Consider the following 19,763-nt stretch of genomic DNA (forward strand, 5'->3'; position numbering starts at 1 on the left):
GCCATGGCGGACCTTGGGCACCAGCTCAGCTGGCATGCCGTGCCCCGGCCACAGTTCAGCGGCGGCAACGAGGTGCGCCTGCTGCGCGGTGGCGATGAGCTCTTTCCTGCACAGGAAACGGCCATCGCGCAGGCACGGCATGAGGTCTGGCTGGCGACCTACATCTTCTATCACGACGCTGCCGGCGCTTCCCTGGTAGCCGCGCTGCGGGCTGCGGCGGCGCGCGGCGTGCGCGTGCGGGTGGTCGTGGACGGTTTCGGCTCCAAGGCCAGCCTGGACTGGCTGACGCAGCAACTGGCCGGCAGCGGCGTGGCCCTGGCCGTCTTCCGGCCCATGGACCGCTGGTGGCGCTGGCTGCAGCCGGGGCAGCTGCGGCGCCTGCACCAGAAGCTCTGCGTGGTGGACGGCGAGCAGGCCTTCGTGGGCGGCATCAACATCATCGGTGACCGGGTGGACCTGAACCACGGCGAGCTCGACGCCCCGCGCCTGGACTTCGCCCTGGGCCTGCGCGGCCCCGTGGTCGAGCCGGTGCAGCAGGCGGCACGTGCGGTCTGGACCCGCGCCTGGCTGGGCCGCGATTTCGGCGAGGAGCTGCTGGCCCTGGTGCGCAGCCCCGAGCCGCTGCAGCGCATGCGCCGCCTGTTCCGCCGGCTGCGCATGCCGGGCCGCGACGAGGCGGACACAGGCCATGCGCTGCCCCCTGTCTGCGCGGCCTTCGTGCTGCGGGACAACCTGCGCCAGCGCCGCACCATCGAGCGGGCCTATATCGAGGCCATCCGCGGGGCGCAGCACAGCGTGGATCTGGTCACGCCCTATTTCTATCCGGGCCGGGCCTTCCGCCGCGCACTGCTGGGCGCGGCCCGGCGCGGCGTGCGGGTGCGCCTGCTGCTGCAGGGCAAGGTGGACTACCGTATCGCCGCCATGGCCGCCCATGCGCTGTATGCCGAGCTGCTCAACCGCGGCATCGGCATCTACGAATACACCCAGGCCTTCCTGCACGCGAAGGTGGCGGTGGTGGACGGCCGCTGGGCCACCGTGGGCAGCTCCAACATCGACCCGCTGTCCCTGCTGCTCAACCTCGAGTCCAACGTGGTCGTGGAGGACGAGTCCGTGGCCGGCGAGGTGGCGGCGGCCTTCGAGACCGCCCTGGCCGGCTCGGTGTGCATTGCCGATGAGCGCGCCGTCGGCACCGGCCTGCGCGCCGTGCTGCGCCGCGGCCTGGTGGCCTGGGCGGCCTATGTCTACCTGCGCGTGGCGGGGGCGACCGGCCGCTATTGAATCTGCCGGAGGGCCCAGCCCTCAGCGCAGCAGCACCCGGGCGTCGAAGGCATAGCGGGCCAGGGACGGATTGAGTACGCGGCTGTAGCGGCGGAAGTCCAGCCCGTTCAGACCCTTGCCGTGGCGCGCGAGGAACCGCCGGGCGTCCTGCTCGCTGAACAGGGTGAACATGCCCTGCTGCTGCATCAGGCCCAGGTCTTTGAAGTCCCGGCCGCGATGGTGGTCGTGGATCATCACCAGGGCCCAGGCGCCGCACAGGAAGTGGCCGCCCGCCAGGGCGCTCAGCTCGCCGCTGATGCGGGCCTGCATGGCCTCGGGCGAGGTGTTGACGGCCGAGAACAGCATCTGCCGGCCCGGCTCGATCTGGCGGCTGCGGGCCACCTGCATGGCGCCGAAGGCCATCTGGTCGGAGCCGGCCCACAGCAGGTGCGCTTCCGGATGGGCCGCCAGCATCTCGGTGGCCAGCTCGGCGGCCAGGTCCTTGCGCCAGTCCGCGAAGGTGACGCGGTCCAGCACCACGTCCGGCTGCTCGGCCACCGCCCGGCGCATGCCCTCGGTGCGCGCGATGGACACCGGTGTGGAGCGGTCGCCCGAGATGGCCAGCAGGTGCAGCTTGCCGTCGGCCGCCTGCAGCTTCATCCGCCGGCCCTGCTGGATCAGGGCCCGCGCGGTGAGGTAGCCTGCGTCCTCGGCCCGGGGTTCCAGGCTGCCGATCAGCAGGGGCAGGCCCTCGCGAGGCGCCCAGCTCTGGCGTTCCTGGGGCAGCAGGCCGCTGAAGGCGGCGAAACTCTTGATGCCGGCGCCGGCCAGGATGCGCGAGGCCTCGACCAGCACGCCCTTCTCGTTGACCAGCACCACGTAGTCGGGCCGCTGGGCGGCCGGGCGTGCGGCGAGCTCCCGGGCGATCTGCATGACTCGTTCGGGCTCGCGCTCGGCGAACTGCTGCTCGAAGGGCTGGCCCAGGCTGCGGGCCGCCTGCTGCATGGCCTCGCCGGCCGTCACCCAGTAGGTCTCGTCATGCTTGCCGGGATTGATGAAGGCCACGCGCTGGGCTTGGGCAGCCAGCGTCATCACGCTGCAGACGAACAGGACAAACAGGGCACGCATGGGGACGAGATCCGGGCGGGCCTGAATTGTCCGTCGGCAGAAGGTTTGAGTTTCATCAAGCAACAAAAGCGACCCGCCGACCCGCGCCGCACTTCACGAAAAAAAGCCCCGCCCCCCTCAGGCGAGGGGGGCGGGGCAGGGGGCGTGGCGGGTCAGGGCAGGACGCGCAACTCGCCGACCTCGGCGCTCAATGCCGCCAGTTCGCCGCCCTCGACCAGGGCGAAGGCGCGCTCGATGTCCGGCGCCAGGTAGTGGTCGGTGGGCATGGCGCGGCAGTCGCGGCGGACCAGGGCGTGGGCCTTCTCCAGGGCGTCCGAGCTCTTCAGCGGGCGCAGGAACTCGATGCCCTGGGCCGCGGCCAGCAGCTCGATGCCGATGATATGGGCGGTGTTGTCCAGCATCTGGCCCAGACGGCGGGCGCCGAAGGTGGCCATGGAGACGTGGTCCTCCTGGTTGGCGCTGGTGGGCAGGGAGTCCACGCTGGCGGGGTGGGCCAGGCTCTTGTTCTCGCTGGCCAGGGCGGCGGCGGTCACGTGGGCGATCATGAAGCCCGAGTTCAGGCCAGCGTTGGCCGTCAGGAAGGGCGGCAGGCGCGACACGCCGGCATCGATCAGCATGGCGATGCGGCGCTCGGCGATGGCGCCCACCTCGGCAATGGCGCAGGCCAGGGCATCGGCGGCCAGGGCCACGGGCTCGGCGTGGAAGTTGCCGCCGGACACCATGTAGCTGCTGCCGTCCTCCTGGGCGAACACCAGCGGGTTGTCGGTCACGGCATTGGCCTCGCGCAGCAGCACGTCACGCACGTAGCGGGACTGGTCCAGGCAGGCGCCCATGACCTGGGGCTGGCAGCGCAGGCAATACGGGTCCTGCACGCGCTCGTCACCTTCCTTGTGGGAGGCGCGGATGGCGCTGCCGGCCAGCAGCTGGCGGTAGGCCTGGGCGGCCTCGATCTGGCCGGGCTGGCCGCGTACCTCATGGATGCGCGGGTCGAAGGGACCGTCGCTGCCGCGGGCGGCGTCCAGGCTCAGGCTGCCTGACACGATGGCGGCGGCATAGACGGTCTCGAAGCGCAGCAGTCCTTCCAGTGCCAGGGCGGTGGAGGTCTGGGTGCCGTTGATCAGGGCCAGGCCTTCCTTGGCCTGCAGCACCAGCGGCTGCAGGCCGGCGGCGGCCAGGGCCTCGCGGGCCGGGCGGCGCTGGCCCTCGACCAGCATCTCGCCCTCGCCCAGCAGGGCCAGGGTCATGTGGGACAGCGGGGCCAGGTCGCCCGAGGCGCCCACCGAGCCCTGGCTGGGCACATAGGGCACCAGGCCGGCGTTGAAGACGTCGAGCAGGCTCTGCACGACCTCCTCGCGCACGCCCGAGAAGCCGCGGGCCAGGGAGGCGGCCTTGGTGGCCAGCATCAGGCGCACGACGCTGGGCGCCAGCGGCGCGCCGACGCCCACGCAGTGCGAGCGGATCAGGTTGAACTGCAGCGTGGCAAGGTCGTCCTTGCTGATGCGGGTGGAGGCCAGCTTGCCGAAGCCGGTGTTCACACCGTACACGGCCGCGTCACCCGCGGCATGGGCCTGCACGATGGCGGCGGAGCGGCGGATGGTCTCGCGGGCCGAGGCGTGCAGGGCGATGCGCACGCCGCCGTGGCGGATCTGGCGCAGCTGGTCCAGCGTCAGCTGGCCGGGGGTCAATTCGAGAGTGGTCATGGCATTCATGGATTGGGCTGTGGTCCGAGCAGAGCCCGAGGATCCGGCTTCGCCGGGCCAGCGGGCTCGCCTCCTCGAAGGGGGCTAAGGCAGGCACAAATGGCATGCCATTTGTGCCTGCCAAGGAGTCAGGCCTCTGGCCTGACGCGGTCGGCTAGACCGCGAAGCGCGTAGGGGGTGGGCTTACAACATGGGCATCTTCAGGCCGCGTTCGCGGGCGGCCGTCTTGGCGATCTCATAGCCTGCGTCCGCATGGCGCATCACGCCGGTGCCCGGGTCGTTGTAGAGCACGCGGGCCAGGCGCTTGTCGGCGGCTTCCGAGCCGTCGCAGACGATGACCACGCCGCTGTGCTGGGAGAAGCCCATGCCCACGCCGCCGCCGTGGTGCAGCGAGACCCAGGTTGCGCCGCCAGCGGTGTTGAGCAGGGCGTTGAGCAGGGGCCAGTCGGACACGGCGTCCGAGCCGTCCATCATGGATTCCGTCTCGCGGTTGGGGCTGGCGACGGAGCCGCTGTCCAGGTGGTCCCGGCCGATCACGATGGGCGCCTTGAGCTCGCCCTTGCGCACCATCTCGTTGAAGGCCAGGCCGGCGATGTGGCGCTGGCCCAGGCCCAGCCAGCAGATGCGGGCGGGCAGGCCCTGGAAGGCGATGCGTTCGGCGGCCATGTCCAGCCAGCGGTGCACGCGGGTCTCCTCAGGGAAGAGTTCCTTGATCTTGGCATCGGTCTTGGCGATGTCTTCCGGATCACCGGAAAGCGCCACCCAGCGGAAGGGGCCGCGGCCCTCGCAGAACTGCGGGCGCACATAGGCCGGCACGAAGCCGGGGAAGTCGAAGGCGTTCTTCACGCCCTGGTCCAGGGCCACCTGGCGGATGTTGTTGCCGTAGTCCACGGTGGGCACGCCCATGGCCTGGAAGTCCAGCATGGCCTGCACATGCACGGCGCAGCCGCGGGCGGCGGCGGCCTTGAGGTCGGCGTGCTGGGCCGGGTCGGCGGCGGCGGCCTTCCATTGCTCGACGGTCCAGCCGGCGGGCAGGTAGCCGTTGATGAGGTCGTGGGCCGAGGTCTGGTCCGTGACCAGGTCGGGCTTGACGGCCGTGCCGGCCTTCACGCGCTTGACCAACTCGGGCAGGATCTCGGCGGCATTGCCCAGCAGGGCGATGGAGATGGCCTTCTTCTCGGCCGTGTACTTGGCGATGCGGGCCAGGGCGTCGTCCAGGTCACGGGCCTGCTCGTCCACATAGCGGGTCTTGAGGCGGAAGTCGATGCGCGACTGCTGGCACTCGATGTTCAGCGACACCGCGCCAGCGAAGGTCGCGGCCAGGGGCTGCGCGCCGCCCATGCCGCCCAGGCCGGCGGTCAGCACCCAGCGGCCTTCCAGCGAGCCGCCGTAGTGCTGGCGGCCGGCTTCGGCGAAGGTCTCGTAGGTGCCCTGCACGATGCCTTGCGTGCCGATGTAGATCCAGCTGCCGGCCGTCATCTGGCCGTACATCATCAGGCCCTTGCGATCCAGCTCGTTGAAGTGCTCCCAGGTGGCCCAGTGAGGCACGAGGTTGGAGTTGGCGATCAGCACGCGCGGGGCGTCGGCGTGAGTCTTGAACACGCCCACGGGCTTGCCGGACTGCACCAGCAGGGTCTCGTCCTCGTTGAGGTCCTTCAGCGTGGCCAGGATGGCGTCGAAGCATTCCCAGTTGCGCGCGGCCTTGCCGATGCCGCCGTAGACCACCAGCTCCGCCGGGTTCTCGGCCACGACGGGGTCCAGGTTGTTCTGGATCATGCGGTAGGCGGCCTCGGTGAGCCAGCTCTTGCAATGCAGGGTGGTGCCGGTGGGGGCACGCACGACACGGGCTTGTGCGGACATGGGGTGTCTCCTTCGTGGAATCTCGAGCAATCTCGGGGAACCGGGCCGGTCCGGCATGGACCGGGGACTGGAATGAGGCGGACTCTAGTTGTCTATACAAGTAAAGTCAACTACCATCCGGGCCATGGCCAGTCCCCCTGTTTCCACTGCGGCGTCCGCCTCCAGCGCTCCCGGGCCGCAGTACCTCAAGGTCAAGAACCACCTGCGCGAGGGCATCGCCAGCGGCCGCTGGGTTCCGGGCGATCTGCTGCCCTCGGAGGCCGAGCTCTCCGCCCAGTTCGGCCTCTCACGCATGACGGTCAACCGCGCGCTGCGCGAGCTGCACCAGGAGGGCCTGGTCGAGCGCGTGCAGGGCGTGGGCAGCTTCGTGGCGCAGATCCACCGCATCTCCTCCACGCTCACCGTGCGGGACGTGCATGACGAGATCGCCGAGCGCGGCCACCGCCACGAGGCCCGCGTGGTGAGCCTCTCGCGGATCAAGGCGGACGAGGCCCAGGCCGCGCTCTTCGGCCTGAAGACGGGCGCGGCGCTGTTCCACAGCCTCATCGTCCATCTGGAGAACGGCGTGCCCATCCAGGTGGAGGACCGCCTGGTGAATCCGGATTCCGCGCCCGGCTACCTCGACGTCGACTTCTCCCGGACCACGCCCACGAACTACCTGCTGGAAGCGGCGCCGCTGTCCGAGGCGCGCTACACCATCGAGTCCTTGCTGCCCGCGGAGCAGGAGGCCAAACTGCTGGGCATCAGCCGCCGCGATCCCTGCCTGGTGGTCAAGCGACTCACCTTCAGCCGCGGCCAGCCCGTCACCCATGTGCGCCTGACCCATCCGGGCTCGCGCTACCTGCTTCAAGGAAGGTTCGAGACATGAGCTGGAGCATCCTCTGCGCCGACGACGTCAGCCCGCAGCGCTGGAAGAACAACGGCGGCTGGACCCGCGAACTGCTGGCTTGGCCGCATGCCACCGGCTGGACCCTGCGCCTCAGCGTGGCGGACATCGAGGCCGACGGCCCCTTCTCGAAGTTCGAGGGCGTGGACCGCTGGTTCGCCGTGCTGCGCGGCGCGGGCGTCTGCCTGTACGACTACGAGCTGCGCCCGGGCGACGAGCTGCTGCATTTCGACGGCGCCCTGGGGCCGGACTGCACGCTGCTGGGCGGCCTCACCCGCGACTTCAACCTCATGCACCGCCGCGGCAGCGGGCGCATGCAGGTGACGCCGGCCAGCGAGCCTCTGGACCCCAGCGGACGCTGGGTGGGCCTGTTCACCGGCCTGGGCGGCGTGCTGGAGCACGGCGGCCGCGCGATGCCGCTGCGGCCCATGAGCCTGGCCTGGTGCGAGTCCCCGGTGGCGCAGCGCTGCGTGTTCAAGAGTGAAGGGCCCGGCGCCGGCCAGGCCTGGTGGATGCAATGGAGCGACGAGGCATGAGCACGACCACACTGTGGACCCAGGGCCGCCTGGCGACGATGGCCGAGGACGGCGGCGACTGGGGCTGGATCGAGGACGGCGCGATGCTGTCCCAGGACGGCCGCCTGCTGTGGGTCGGTGCCCGTGCCGATCTGCCGGATGACCTCGCCGGCACGGCGGACCAGGTCCACGACATGGCCGGCGCCGTGGTCACGCCCGGCCTCATCGACTGCCACACCCACCTGGTCTACGGCGGCCAGCGGGCGCATGAGTTCGAGCTGCGGCTCAAGGGCGCGAGCTACGAGGAGATCGCGCGGGCTGGCGGCGGCATCCGCTCCTCGGTGACGGCCACCCGCGAGGCCAGCGAGCACCAGCTCTACGCCCAGGCCGCGCACCGCGCGCTGGCCTTGATGGCGGAAGGCGTGACCACGCTGGAGGTCAAGTCCGGCTACGGCCTCTCGCAGGCCTCCGAGGCCAAGATGCTGCGCGTGGCGCGCCGCCTGGCCGAGCTGGGCCTGGACGTGCGCACCACCTACCTCGGGGCCCACGCTCTGCCGGTCGAGTTCCAGGGCCGGGCGGACGACTACATCGAGGCCGTCTGCCAGTGGATGCCCAAGCTCAAACGCGAAGGCCTGGTCGATGCGGTGGACGCCTTCTGCGAGGGCATCGGCTTCACGCCGGCCCAGACCCGCCGTGTGTTCGATACGGCCCGCCTGCTCGGCCTGCCGGTGAAGCTGCACGCCGAGCAGCTCTCGGACCAGGGCGGCACCCAACTGGCCTGCGAGTTCGGCGCGCTGTCCTGCGATCACCTGGAGCATTTGTCCGAGGCCGGCATCGCCGCCATGAAGGCCAGCGGCACCGTGGCCGTGCTGCTGCCCGGCGCCTACTACTTCCTGCGCGAAACCAAGCTGCCGCCCATCGCCGCCCTGCGCGAGGCCGGTGTGCCCATGGCCGTGTCCACCGACCACAACCCCGGCACCTCGCCGACCCTGTCCCTGCTGCTGATGCTCAACATGGCCTGCACGCAGTTCCGCCTCACGCCCGAGGAGGCGCTGCGCGGCGTCACCGTGCACGCGGCGCGGGCCCTGGGCCTGCGGGACCGCGGCCAGCTGCAGGCCGGACAGCGGGCGGACTTCTGCCTGTGGGACATCGACCATCCCAACGAACTGTCCTACTACTTCGGCCGCAACCCGCTGCGCCAGGTGGTGCGCGGCGGCGTGCTGCGCGCCTGACCCTTTGCCCGACGAGCCCTTCATGACTGCACCCTTCCGACTGCGGCAAGGCCGCACGCCCCTGATCATCTCCATGCCCCATGTGGGTCATGAGATCCCGGAGGACCAGCAATCGCGCTACGTGCCGCGCGCCCTGGCCAGCGAGGACACCGACTGGCACCTGGAGCAGCTCTATGGCGCCATCGCCGAGGAGCTGGGCGCCAGCCTCATCGTGCCGCGCTACTCGCGCTACCTGATAGACCTGAACCGCCCGCCCGAGGACACGCCCATGTACCCCGGGGCCTCCAACACCGAGCTGTGCCCCACGCGCTTCTTCACCGGCGAGCCGCTCTACCTCGAAGGCCAGGCCCCTGACGAAGCTGAGAAGGACCGACGCCGCCAGCGCTACTGGCTGCCCTATCACCGCGCCCTGACGGCCGAGATGAACCGGGTCAAGAGTCTCTACGGTCACGCCCTGCTGTTCGATGCCCACAGCATCCGCTCCGAGCTGCCCTGGCTCTTCGAGGGCAAGCTGCCCGACCTCAACCTGGGCACGGCCGAAGGCAAGAGCTGTGATCCTGCGATCACGCAAAGCCTGGGTGCCGTGCAGGCAGCGCAGCAGGACTACACCCAGGTGGTCAACGGCCGCTTCAAGGGCGGCTTCATCACCCGCCACTACGGCCAGCCGGCCAATGGCTGGCATGCAGTGCAGCTGGAGATGTGCCAGTGCTGCTACATGAGCGAAACCCCGCCCTACGCCTACGAACCGGCCCTGGCCGCCCGCGTGCAGCCGCTGCTGCGTGAGCTGCTGTCCACGTATCTGCAATGGAAGCCCGCCACATGAGCACGGTCAGCCACCGCTATTTCGCGCCCCAGGCCTGGGTCGACGGCCGCTGGCAGGCCGATGTGCTGCTGAGCGTCGACACCCGCGGCCACTGGGCCGCCATCGAGGCCGGCCAGGCCTGCCCGCCCGATGCCCGGCGCCTGCAGGGCCCCGTGCTGCCCAGCCTGGTCGACGCCCACAGCCACGCCTTCCAGCGCGCCTTCGCCGGCCTGGCCGAGCAGCGCGACAGCGACAGCGACGACTTCTGGTCCTGGCGCGACCGCATGTACGGCGTGGCCCTGCGCACCACGCCTGCGCAGCTGCAGGCCATCGCGGCCCAGCTCTACCTGGAGCTGCTGCGCGGCGGCTACACCCAGGTCTGCGAGTTCCACTACCTGCAGCACCAGGAGGACGGCCGCGCCTACCCCGACGAGCTGGCCATGAGCTGGGCCCTGGCCGATGCGGCTGAGGATGCCGGCCTGGGCCTGACGATGCTGCCGGTGCTCTACGCCCATGCCGGCTTCGCCCAGCCCGCGCTGCGTGAGGACCAGCGCCGCTTCCGCACCGATGCGGCCTGGGTGTGGCAGGCGAGCCAGCGCCTCAATGCCGCCGGCCGGCCCTTGCTCAATGCTGGCGTGGCCCTGCACTCGCTGCGCGCGGCCCATGCAGAGGACCTCCGCGCCCTGCAGGCCCTGGTGGGGGAGGCCGACCTGCCCATCCATATCCACATCAGCGAGCAGCAGGCCGAAGTGCGTGACTGCCTGGCTGCCACCGGGCGCCGGCCCATGGCCTATCTCTGCGAGGACTTCCGGCCCGATGCGCGCTGGCATCTGGTGCATGCCACGCACAGCACGCCCGAGGAGATCGCCGCCGTCGCCGCCAGCGGCGCCAGCGCCGTGATCTGCCCCACGACCGAGGCCAACCTGGGCGACGGGCTCTGCGACCTGCGCGGCTGGCTGGAGGCCGGCGTGCCGCTGAGCCTGGGCTCGGACAGCCATGTGGGCCGTGGCTGGGTGGAGGAGCTGCGCTGGCTGGAGTACGGCCAGCGACTGGGCCTGCAGCAGCGCAATGTGGCGGCGCGCCCCGGCGTGCAGCCCTCGACCGCCGCGCGCCTGTTCGAGGCGGTGCGCCAGGGCAGCGCTGCCCCGGCGGGTTTCCGGCAATGGGGCCTGGAGCCGGGGGCGCGGGCCGACTTCCTGGTGCTGGATCCGGCGGCCTCGGGCCTGCTGGGCCTGCCTTCGGCCTCCGTGCTGGACGGCCTGGTCTTCGCCAGCCAGGGGGAGGTGCTGCAGTCCGTCCACGTGGCAGGCCAGCAGCGCCTGCAGCAGGGGCGCCACGAGCGCCAGGCGGAGATCAGCGGCCGCTTTGCCGTTGCGATGGAGGCACTTTGGCGCAAGACATGACCCCTGAATCAGGTCAGGACGCTTGTAAGTCGCGAGCCTGAAAGCTACCCTCAGCATGCCCATGGCCAGCAAAGGGGATTCCATGCTCGCGCTCCGGAACTACACGATCCGCACCCGGCTCTATGTGCTCGCGGTCCTGGCCGTGATGGCCATGCTGGTGATAGGCGGGAACGGGCTGTGGAGCCTGTCCCGTGCCAAGGCCCAGTTCAAGCACTACGTCGGCAATGACGTCGAGACCCTGACCCAGCTGGCCGGCGTGCGCGCCGGCATCGGCAATCTGCGGCGCTACGAGAAGGACCTGCTGATCAATCTCGTCGACGACAAGGCCGTCACCAAGTACCGCGGCGAATGGGAAGAGACCTTCGGCAGGGTCAACAAGGGCCTGGATGCCATCGAGCGTCTGGACATTGCCCCCGCCGTGAAGAAGATGCCCGCGGAGATGCGCCAGTCCCTGGCCGACTACCGCGCGGGCTTCCAGGGCATCATCGAGCGCATCCAGAAGGGCGAGTTCCCCGATACCGCCACGGCCAACCGGGCGACCGAGCCCATCAAGGCGCCCGTGCGCGCCCTGGACAAGCAACTGGCCGAGATGACCAAGCTGGTGGACCAGCATGGCGAGGTGGAAGTGGCGCGGCTGGACAGCGAGGAGCAGCAGATCCGCATGGCCCTCATCGGCGTGATGCTGGTGAGCATTCTGGTGATCGGCACCTACACCCTGTTCAACATCCGCTCCATCCTTGAGCCCCTGAGCGTGGCGGTGGACACCACTGAACGCATTGCCCGCCAGGACCTGAGCCAGACCATCCGTGTGCATGGCAGCGACGAGACGGCCCAGATGATGCATGGCGTGCAGGGCATGCAGGACGCCATCCGCGACGTGGTTTCGGGCGTGCGCAATGCCACGGACAGCATTGCCACCGCCTCCAAGGAAGTGGCCGCGGGCAGCCATGACCTCAGCCATCGCACCGAGCAGGCGGCGTCCAATCTGGAAGAGACGGCCTCGGCGATGGAAGAGCTGACGGCCAGCGTGCGGCACAACGCCGACTCCGCCCGCCAGGCCGACGAGCTGGCCCGCGAGGCCTCGGCCGTGGCCGAGCGCGGCGGCACTGTGGTGGGCGAGGTGGTGGCCACCATGGACCGCATCAGCGCCTCCTCGCGCAAGATCAGCGACATCATCTCCGTGATCGACGGCATCGCCTTCCAGACCAATATCCTGGCCCTGAACGCGGCCGTGGAGGCGGCGCGTGCCGGCGAGCAGGGCCGCGGCTTCGCCGTAGTGGCCGCCGAGGTGCGCAATCTGGCGCAGCGCAGCGCCGAGGCTGCCAAGGAGATCAAGGCCCTGATCACCAGCAGTACCGAGAGCGTGGAATCCGGCGCTGCCCTGGTGGCCCATGCCGGGCAGACCATGCAGGAGATCACCGCGGCGATCGGGCGCGTCAGCCACATCGTTGGCGAGATCAGCCACGCCACCTCCGAGCAGAGCACGGGCATCAACCAGATCGGCACGGCCATCTCGCAGCTGGACCAGATGACCCAGCAGAACGCTGCCCTGGTGGAGCAGTCGGCTGCCGCGGCTCAGAGCCTGCAGCATCAGGCCGACGAGCTGGCGCAGACGGTGGCGGTCTTCAAGCTGGCCTGAGGTGGCGGCAGGCGCTGGCCGTGATGCCCGCGCCCGGCGACGCTGCTCGGCGTGGTGGTACCCTGGCGGGGGTCAGTCCTTGCCTGTGGCCTGCCGTACGAAGTCGCGCAGCTCGCCGGCCATGCGTTCGCGGCCGGTACGCTCGATGTACATCATGTGCCCGGCCTCGAAATAGCTGACCCGCACATTGGCCTGCAGGCCTTCGCGCAGGCCCAGGTGGGACAGGCTGTAGTCTCCTGCTGCATGTGGCGTGGCCAGGTCGTAGTAGCCGCTGGCCACATAGACCTGCATGGCGGGATTGGCTTGCAGTGCCCGGCGCAGGGACTCGCCGGCGGCCACGTAGCGGTTCTCAAATCCCTTCCAGCCCCAGTTCTTGTACAGGGGGGCATGGACGAGGTAGGGCGCGTCGCTCTGATAGCCCAGCTGCTCGTGCAGCAGGCGGTTGATGCCCACGGCGTAGGCGCCGGCCAGGTTGTTCATGCCGGGGTCGTCCTCGGTGTGCTCGCCGGCATCGTCACGGTCCTGGCCGGTGAAGCGGGCGTCGATGCGGCCCACGGTGAGGCCCCGCTCGCGCAGCAGTTCCTTGAAGAAGCGCCCGTCCTCGATGCGCAGCTGGCAGCGCTGGACGAAGGCCAGGCTCAGTCCGGTGAGGCGTGCCAGCTCGTTGGCCACGCGCTCGCGCTCTGCCGCGGCCAGGCGGCTGCCCTGCATCAGCGCGGTCCAGTAGTCGCCCAGGGCGAATCGCTCGGCTTCGGCCAGCACATCGCGCAGGGGCAGGCGCTGCAGGGCCGGCACCAGAGCCTTGTGATACCAGGCCGCCGCCGTGTAGCCCGGCAGGAAGAGGGCGTAGGGCAGCTCGTTGCCGTGGTCGAAGGACAGGGTCTGGTAGTCCAGGGCGGTGGAGATGAGCATCAGGCCGTTGAGGTCGATGTCATGGCGCTCCTGCAGCAGGCGGGCCAGGCCGGCCGCGCGCGTGGTGCCGTAGCTTTCGCCGATCAGGAACTTGGGGCTGCCCCAGCGGCCGTGGCGGCTGAGGTAGAGCCGGATGAACTCGGCCACGGCGTCCTGGTCGCGCTGATAGTCGTGGAATTCGCTGCTCTTCTCGCCGGGGCTCATGCGCGAGAAGCCGGTGCCCACCGGGTCGATGAAGACCAGGTCCGATTCCAGCAGCAGGCTGGCCTCGTTGTCGCACAGGCCGTAGGGCGGGCGGCCGGAGTGGCCCATGTCATCGCAGCTGACGCGGCGCGGCCCCAGCAGGCCCAGGTGCAGCCAGACGCTGCTGGAGCCGGGGCCGCCGTTGAAGCAGAAGGTCAGCGGGCGCTGCCCGGCCGCACCGCCGTCCAGGGTGTAGGCGATGTAGAAGAGCTGGGCCTGGGCCTTGTCGTCCTGGGCCTTGTCCTGCTCGTCGCTGCGGCCCTGCTCGCGCAGGGTCAGCGAACCGACGCTGGCCTGGTAGGTCAGGCGGCGCCCGGCCAGCGTCATCTCGTGCCGGGTCTGGACCAGCACTTCCGGGCTCTCCGGCGGTGCAGGCTGTATGCGGGTCTCTGCAGGCGTGGGGGTGGTACTGGCCATGCGCGCTCCCTCTGCGCTGTCTACGCAATGTCGATAAAGTCGCGAGCATGCCCAGCCCCATGCCAATTGAAAGCCCGCCTTTGCTGGGGCTTGACTTCTCCTCCAGCCCCAGTCAGCGCAAGCCGGTGGTGCTGGCCCTGGGCGAGCGGCGCGGCGCCGTCGTGCGCCTGGCGGGCCTGGAGCGCTTCTCGACGCTGGACGGCCTGCGGGAGCGCCTGTGCGAGCTGCCGGCCTGGCTGGGGGGCTTCGACCTGCCCTTCGGCCTGCCGCGCGAGCTGGTCGAAGCCCTGGGCTGGCCTCTGCAATGGCCGGCTCTGATGGACCATTTCTGCGCCCAGACGCGACCCCAGCTGCGGCTGCAGTTCCAGGCCTTCATGGCCCCGCGGCCGGCAGGCGGCAAGTTCGCGCATCGCGCCTGCGACGGGCCGGCCGGGGCCTCTCCCAGCATGAAGTGGGTGAACCCGCCTGTGGCCTGGATGATGCATGCCGGCGTGCCCCTGCTGCGCGCGGCTGGGGCCACCTTGCCCGGTCTGTGCGACGGCCGGCCGGAGCGCGTGGCCCTGGAGGCCTACCCGGGCCTGCTGGCCCGCGAGCTGATCCAGCGCCGCTCCTACAAGAGCGACGACGTGGCCAGGCAGACGCCGGAGCGCCTCATCGCCCGCAAGGACCTGGCCGAGGCGCTGGAGCAGGGCCGCAGCCGCCTGGGCCTGCGCCTGAAGCTCAGCCATCCGCAGCGCGATGCCCTGGTCGACGATGCCACGGGTGACAGCCTGGATGCCGTGCTGTGCCTCCTGCAGGCGGCCTGGGCCAGCACGCAGCCCGGCTACGGGCTGCCGGCGCAGGTCGATCCGGTGGAGGGGTGGATCGTCAGTGCCTGATCTTCCGGCACGCGCCTGAGGCTGCGGCGCCACGCGCGGTCTTCAGGGGCGCATCACTTGCGCATCAGCGTCGACTTGCCGAACAGCGACTCGATCAGGTCCACAGCCAGCGTGGCGGTGCGGTTCTTCTCGTCCAGGGCGGGGTTGAGTTCCATCACGTCCAGGGAGCCGAGGCGGCCGGTGTCGGCAATCATCTCCATGCACAGCTGGGCTTCGCGGTAGGTGGGGCCGCCGGGCACGGTGGTGCCCACGCCGGGCGCGATGGAGGGGTCCAGGAAGTCCACATCGAAGCTGACGTGCAGATGGGTGTTGGCATCCAGGGTGGCAAGGGCCAGCTCCATGGTGTGGCGCATGCCCATTTCGTCGATGTAGCGCATGTCGAAGACCTCGAGCTCCTGCTCGTGCACGAAGCGCTTCTCGCCGGCGTCCACGCTGCGGATGCCGATCTGGCGCACCCACTTTGGGCTGATGGCCGGGTGCTCCTTGCTGAAACCGCCGATCTCGATCAGCTCCTTGGGCCCGAAGCCGGCCAGGCAGGCCACGGGCATGCCGTGGATGTTGCCGCTGGGGGTCAGCTCGCTGGTGTTGAAGTCGGCATGGGCATCCAGCCACAGCACGCGCAGCTTCTTGCCCTGCTCCTTGCAGTGACGGGCAACGGCGCTGATGGAACCCAGGCCCAGGCAGTGGTCGCCGCCCAGCAGGATAGGCATGCGGCCCAGCTTCAGCTCGGCATAGACGGCCTCATGCACGGCGCGGTTCCATGCGACCACTTCGGGCAGGTGGCGGTAGCCGTCGACCGGCGGCAGCCAGGGGTTGTAGGGGCCGCTGAGGTTGCCGCGGTCCATCACGTTGACGCCATGGCCTTCCAGGGTGGGGCCGATATTGGCCACGCGCAGGGCCTCGGGGCCCATGCTGGCGCCGCGGGCGCCGGCGCCGATGTCGGTCGGTGCGCCAATGAGGGAGACGTTGCGCAGTGTGGTCATGGCATCCTCTTCAGGGAGTTCAGTCGTGGTGGGTCTGGGTCAGGTCGTACTCCGACTCGAGCAAGGCCCAGGCCTCCTCGGCGGAATCGACGAAGTGGAAGAGCTGCTCGTCGCCCGGGCTGATCATGCCGGTCTCGATCAGCAGCTCGAAGTTGATCAGGCGGGACCAGAAAACGCGCCCGAACATCAGGATGGGCCGGCGGCGGCACTTGCCGGTCTGGATCAGGGTGAGGGCCTCGAAGAGCTCGTCCAGGGTGCCGAAGCCGCCAGGGAAGCACACCAGCGCCACTGAGCGCATCAGGAAGTGCATCTTGCGCAGCGCGAAGTAGTGGAAGCGAAAGCACAACTCCGGCGTGATGTAGGGGTTGGGGTGCTGCTCATGCGGCAGCACGATGTTCAGGCCTATGCTCTTGCCGCCTACCTCATGGGCGCCGCGGTTGCCGGCCTCCATGATGCCGGGGCCGCCACCGGTCACCACGTAGATGGGGTTGCCGCGCTCAATGCTCTCGCGGGTGACGATGCCGGCGAAGCGGCGCGCCTCCTCGTAGTAGCGACTCATCTGCAGCTGCATCTGGGCACGCTTGAGAGTGGCCTCGTCGCCCAGGGCCTGGGCCTCGGCCACGCGGATCTCGGCGCTGGACTGGTCCGGGATGCGGGCGCTGCCGAACATCACGATGGTGGCCTTGATGCCCTGCTCCTGCTGCACCAGCTCCGGCTTGAGCAGCTCCAGCTGCATGCGCACGGGGCGAAGCTCCTCGCGCAGCATGAAGTCGTCGTCGGTGAAGGCCAGGCGGTAGGCGCTGTTGGGGCCGTCGTAGTCCGGGGTCGGGCGCGCCTGGGCCTGGCGGGCTTCGTCCTTGGCCGAGGGGAAATTGCGGGCGGTCAGTTTGTTCTTGTGCTTGCTCATGCGGTGTCCCGGTGGGGCGGCGCGGGCTGAACTGTATTGCAGTCGATGAGAAATGTTATTTCCTCAATTGGCGCCTATGGTTGAATTTATTGTGTAGACAAGCGGTTATATGTTGCTGCAGCACCGGCATTCGGGGTCGCGCTGCAAGAGAATCTCGCTCCAGCGCATCTGGCGTGCGTCCAGCATCTGCAGGCGGCCGGCCAGCGTGCCGGGGATGCCGGCCAGCAGCTTCAGGGCTTCTGCGGCCTGCTGGCTGCCGATGATGCCCACCAGGGGAGCGAAGACGCCCATGAGGGCGCAGCGCACCTCCTCGAACTGTGCGTCGGGCGGGAAGACGCAGGCGTAGCAGGGCGTATGCCCGGTTCGGCTGTCATAGACGCTGATCTGCCCATCAAAGCCCACCGCCGCGCCTGAGACCAGGGGCTTGCGATGCCGCACGCAGGCCGCGTTGACGGCGTGGCGGGTGGCGAAGTTGTCCGAGCAATCCAGCACCACGTCAGCGGATTGCACCAGGGCGTCAAGCCGGGCAGCGTCCACCTTCTCCTGGAGTGCCAGGACGTTCAGATCAGGATTGATGGCCTTGAGCGTCAAGGCGGCGGATTCGACCTTGGGCTGCCCGATGCGGTCCTGGCGGTGCACGATCTGGCGCTGCAGATTGGTGAGGTCCACGGTGTCATGGTCCACCAGGGTCAGGGTACCCACGCCGGCCGTGGCCAGGTACAGGGCGACCGGGGAGCCCAGGCCGCCGGCACCGATCACCAGCGCATGGCCGGCCAGGATCCGTGCCTGCCCCTCGACGCCGATTTCGTCGAGCAGGATGTGCCGCGAGTAGCGCAGCAGCTGTTCGTCATTCATGCGGCAAGCATAGCGCTGCACCAAGGGCGTGCCGCAAAGAAAAAGACCCGCCGGCAGCAGGCCAGGCGGGTCTTGTGGCGTGGGCCGGCGCGGCTTATTCGCCGGTCTTGGCCTCGGCCTTGCGCTCGGTGGCCGTCTTGGAGGCGATCACCGGCTTGCCCTTGAGCTGGTTGAGGGCCTGCTGCAGCGGGAAGTCCTCAGGCGAGCCGAACTCGGGCAGGGGCTTGATGGCGTCCTTGTTCTTGGCGTACTCGGCTTCCAGCTTGGCGCGGGCTTCCTCGCGGGCCTTGGCGCGGGCGTCGTCCTTGTCCTCGGGGCCGTTCTGGAGGTGCTTTTCCAGGTCGGCCTCGCGCATGCGCAGGGCGGCGAAGACATTGCCTTCAGCGGTTTCGTCCAGCATGACGTCAGGCACGATGCCCTTGGCCTGGATGGAGCGGCCGCTGGGGGTGTAGTAGCGCGCAGTGGTGATCTTCAGGGCTGTCTCGGGGCTCAGCTGGCGCACGGTCTGCACCGAGCCCTTGCCGAAGGTCTGGGCGCCCATGATGACGGCGCGCTTGTGGTCCTGCAGCGCACCGGCCACGATCTCGCTGGCCGAGGCCGAGCCTTCATTGACCAGCACCACCATCGGGATGCTCTTGAGCGCCTCAGGCAGCTTCTTCAGCGGATCCGAGCCGCCGCGGCGCTGGTAGTACTCGGGGTTGGCCTTGAAGCTGGCCTTGGACTCGGCGATCTGCCCGTTGGTCGAGACCACCTCCACGTCCTTGGGCAGGAAGGCCGCGGATACCGCCACGGCGCCTTCCAGCAGGCCGCCCGGGTCATTGCGCAGGTCCAGCACCAAGCCCTTGAGCTTGGGGTCCTGCTTGTAGATTTCCTCGAGCTTCTTGACGAAGTCGTCCACCGTGCGGTCCTGGAACTGGCTCAGGCGCAGCCAGGCATAGCCGGGCTCGATGACCTTGCCGCGCACGCTGACCACCTTGATTTCCTCACGCACGATGGTCACGGGGAAGGACCGGTTCTCCAGCTTGCGGAAGATGGTCAGCTGCACCTTGGTGGCCGGCTCGCCGCGCATGCGCTTGACGGCCTGGTCCAGGGTCAGGCCCTTGACGGCGGTGTCGTCGATGCGGGTGATCAGGTCGCCGCTCTTGAGGCCAGCGCGGAAGGCGGGCGAGCCTTCGATGGGCGAGACGATCTTGACCAGGCCGTCTTCCATGCCGATCTCGATGCCCACGCCCACAAAGCGGCCGCTGGTGCCTTCACGGAATTCCTTGAAGCTCTTCTTGTCGAAGAACTGCGAATGCGGGTCCAGACCGGAGACCATGCCGGCGATGGCGTCGTTGATCAGTTTCTTCTCGTCGACGGGCTCGACGTAATCGGACTTGACCATGCCGAACACGGCGGCCAGTTGCTGCATCTCCTCCAGGGGCAGCGGCGAGAGGCTGCTCCTTGCGTTCGCCTGCAACTGCATGGTGGTCAAAGCACCTGCCACGGCCCCCAGGGCCACCCATCCGGCGACTTTCAGTTTGGCACTCATGATGCGAGTGTTTCCTATCGGTGAGATCCAGTCATTGCGCCACCCTTGTCGGGGGCAGCATCCCAAGTGAGGGGACGCTTCAAGTATAGGTCCCGCCCCCTGTGCGACTGCACGATGAGCAGGGCCCGAAGCGCCCAGATCAGGGGTTTATGCCGCCCCCCGCCGTGGGTTGCACGCGACGCCTGGCAGCGCCAGGGCCTTGCAGCCTGGCCTTCGCCCGGATTCCCAGCAGTTCATGACCATCGCATGCTCCATCAGCGGCCTCGGGATGGCGGCTTGGTGTCCATGGTGCGCCTGCCGGCGGCGCTGTGCGGAAAGTCAGGGGCGGGCGGATGTTGCAAATCACACGGGCGGCCCGTGCGGGGCCAGGGAAGGCAGGGCCGGCGTGACAGCGGCTGGGACACACAACAAAAACCCTCCAGGCGCCTGATGGGCCTGAAGGGCTGGGGTGAGGTGCTGCCGGGCCAACGCCCGATGTGGTCCCCCCGACAGGAATCGAACCTGTATTTGCCGCTTAGGAGGCGGCCGTTCTATCCATTGAACTACGGGGAGCACCGGCCCGCGCCGCAGGATGCGGTGAGCGAAGCGGCGCGGATTGTCGCATGACTGAGCGGC

16 protein-coding genes and 1 tRNA gene are annotated in these 19,763 nt (G+C 69.3%); 8 read left to right on the forward strand and 9 right to left on the reverse strand.

The genetic code is table 11. From position 1 onward, the window contains the following. Positions 1-3: 3 nt before the first annotated feature. Complete coding sequence (gene clsB / locus ACS5PK_RS16820) at positions 4-1,278, forward strand: cardiolipin synthase ClsB (RefSeq protein ID WP_439441411.1); 1,275 nt, start codon at positions 4-6, stop codon at positions 1,276-1,278. A 21-nt stretch (positions 1,279-1,299) separates the two neighbouring features. Here the strand turns inward: clsB and ACS5PK_RS16825 are convergent, their stop codons facing one another. The 3 genes from ACS5PK_RS16825 to hutU form a co-directional block, all read right to left on the reverse strand. After that, the gene (locus tag ACS5PK_RS16825; protein WP_439441412.1) at positions 1,300-2,385 is read right to left on the reverse strand and encodes an ABC transporter substrate-binding protein; all 1,086 of its coding nucleotides are present in this window, start codon (positions 2,383-2,385) and stop codon (positions 1,300-1,302) included. A gap of 152 nt (positions 2,386-2,537) precedes the next feature. Further along, a complete protein-coding gene (hutH, locus tag ACS5PK_RS16830; protein ID WP_439441413.1) occupies positions 2,538-4,094 on the reverse strand; it encodes a histidine ammonia-lyase in 1,557 nt (518 codons plus the stop codon). 174 nt (positions 4,095-4,268) lie between these two features. Beyond that, positions 4,269-5,945 (reverse strand): urocanate hydratase, encoded by a 1,677-nt coding sequence (gene hutU / locus ACS5PK_RS16835; RefSeq protein ID WP_439441414.1) that lies wholly within the window; start codon positions 5,943-5,945, stop codon positions 4,269-4,271. A 124-nt stretch (positions 5,946-6,069) separates the two neighbouring features. Here hutU and hutC point away from each other — a divergent pair, with 124 nt between their 5' ends. The 6 genes from hutC to ACS5PK_RS16865 all read left to right on the forward strand — a co-directional run bounded on the left by hutC (position 6,070) and on the right by ACS5PK_RS16865 (position 12,422). Then, on the forward strand, positions 6,070-6,813 hold the full coding sequence (gene hutC, locus ACS5PK_RS16840; protein WP_439441415.1) for a histidine utilization repressor: 744 nt from the start codon (positions 6,070-6,072) through the stop codon (positions 6,811-6,813). Further along, on the forward strand, positions 6,810-7,367 hold the full coding sequence (locus ACS5PK_RS16845; protein ID WP_439441416.1) for a HutD/Ves family protein: 558 nt from the start codon (positions 6,810-6,812) through the stop codon (positions 7,365-7,367). Before hutC ends, ACS5PK_RS16845 begins: the two co-directional genes overlap by 4 nt. Continuing rightward, a complete protein-coding gene (hutI, locus tag ACS5PK_RS16850; protein ID WP_439441417.1) occupies positions 7,364-8,578 on the forward strand; it encodes an imidazolonepropionase in 1,215 nt (404 codons plus the stop codon). Before ACS5PK_RS16845 ends, hutI begins: the two co-directional genes overlap by 4 nt. A gap of 22 nt (positions 8,579-8,600) precedes the next feature. After that, the gene (hutG, locus tag ACS5PK_RS16855) at positions 8,601-9,401 is read left to right on the forward strand and encodes an N-formylglutamate deformylase (protein WP_439441418.1); all 801 of its coding nucleotides are present in this window, start codon (positions 8,601-8,603) and stop codon (positions 9,399-9,401) included. Then, positions 9,398-10,783 carry a formimidoylglutamate deiminase gene (locus tag ACS5PK_RS16860; protein WP_439441419.1) on the forward strand — a complete coding sequence of 462 codons (1,386 nt, stop codon included), beginning with the start codon at positions 9,398-9,400 and terminating at the stop codon, positions 10,781-10,783. The genes hutG and ACS5PK_RS16860 overlap by 4 nt, the downstream gene beginning before the upstream one ends. Positions 10,784-10,865: 82 nt before the next feature. Beyond that, on the forward strand, positions 10,866-12,422 hold the full coding sequence (locus tag ACS5PK_RS16865) for a methyl-accepting chemotaxis protein (protein WP_439441420.1): 1,557 nt from the start codon (positions 10,866-10,868) through the stop codon (positions 12,420-12,422). Between the two features lie 72 nt (positions 12,423-12,494). Here the strand turns inward: ACS5PK_RS16865 and ACS5PK_RS16870 are convergent, their stop codons facing one another. Next, positions 12,495-13,994 carry a S10 family peptidase gene (locus ACS5PK_RS16870; RefSeq protein ID WP_439441421.1) on the reverse strand — a complete coding sequence of 500 codons (1,500 nt, stop codon included), beginning with the start codon at positions 13,992-13,994 and terminating at the stop codon, positions 12,495-12,497. Positions 13,995-14,053: 59 nt separating this feature from the next. On the opposite strand from ACS5PK_RS16870, the gene ACS5PK_RS16875 reads away from it, so the two are divergent. Beyond that, a complete protein-coding gene (locus ACS5PK_RS16875; protein WP_439441422.1) occupies positions 14,054-14,872 on the forward strand; it encodes a DUF429 domain-containing protein in 819 nt (272 codons plus the stop codon). Between the two features lie 53 nt (positions 14,873-14,925). Here ACS5PK_RS16875 and rocF read toward each other — a convergent pair whose 3' ends face one another. The 5 genes from rocF to ACS5PK_RS16900 form a co-directional block, all read right to left on the reverse strand. Beyond that, positions 14,926-15,855, reverse strand: coding sequence for an arginase (rocF, locus tag ACS5PK_RS16880; RefSeq protein WP_439441423.1), 930 nt, complete (start codon positions 15,853-15,855; stop codon positions 14,926-14,928). A gap of 19 nt (positions 15,856-15,874) precedes the next feature. Then, the gene (locus tag ACS5PK_RS16885) at positions 15,875-16,762 is read right to left on the reverse strand and encodes a TIGR00730 family Rossman fold protein (protein WP_439441424.1); all 888 of its coding nucleotides are present in this window, start codon (positions 16,760-16,762) and stop codon (positions 15,875-15,877) included. 105 nt (positions 16,763-16,867) lie between these two features. Then, a complete protein-coding gene (locus ACS5PK_RS16890) occupies positions 16,868-17,617 on the reverse strand; it encodes a HesA/MoeB/ThiF family protein (protein WP_439441425.1) in 750 nt (249 codons plus the stop codon). Between the two features lie 94 nt (positions 17,618-17,711). After that, on the reverse strand, positions 17,712-19,148 hold the full coding sequence (locus ACS5PK_RS16895; RefSeq protein ID WP_439441426.1) for a S41 family peptidase: 1,437 nt from the start codon (positions 19,146-19,148) through the stop codon (positions 17,712-17,714). A gap of 477 nt (positions 19,149-19,625) precedes the next feature. After that, a tRNA-Arg gene (locus tag ACS5PK_RS16900) sits at positions 19,626-19,700 on the reverse strand. Between the last annotated feature and the right edge of the window lie 63 nt (positions 19,701-19,763).

Origin of the sequence: Roseateles sp. DB2 (genome assembly GCF_051857535.1) — a bacterium.
Lineage (GTDB): Bacteria > Pseudomonadota > Gammaproteobacteria > Burkholderiales > Burkholderiaceae_C > Roseateles_B.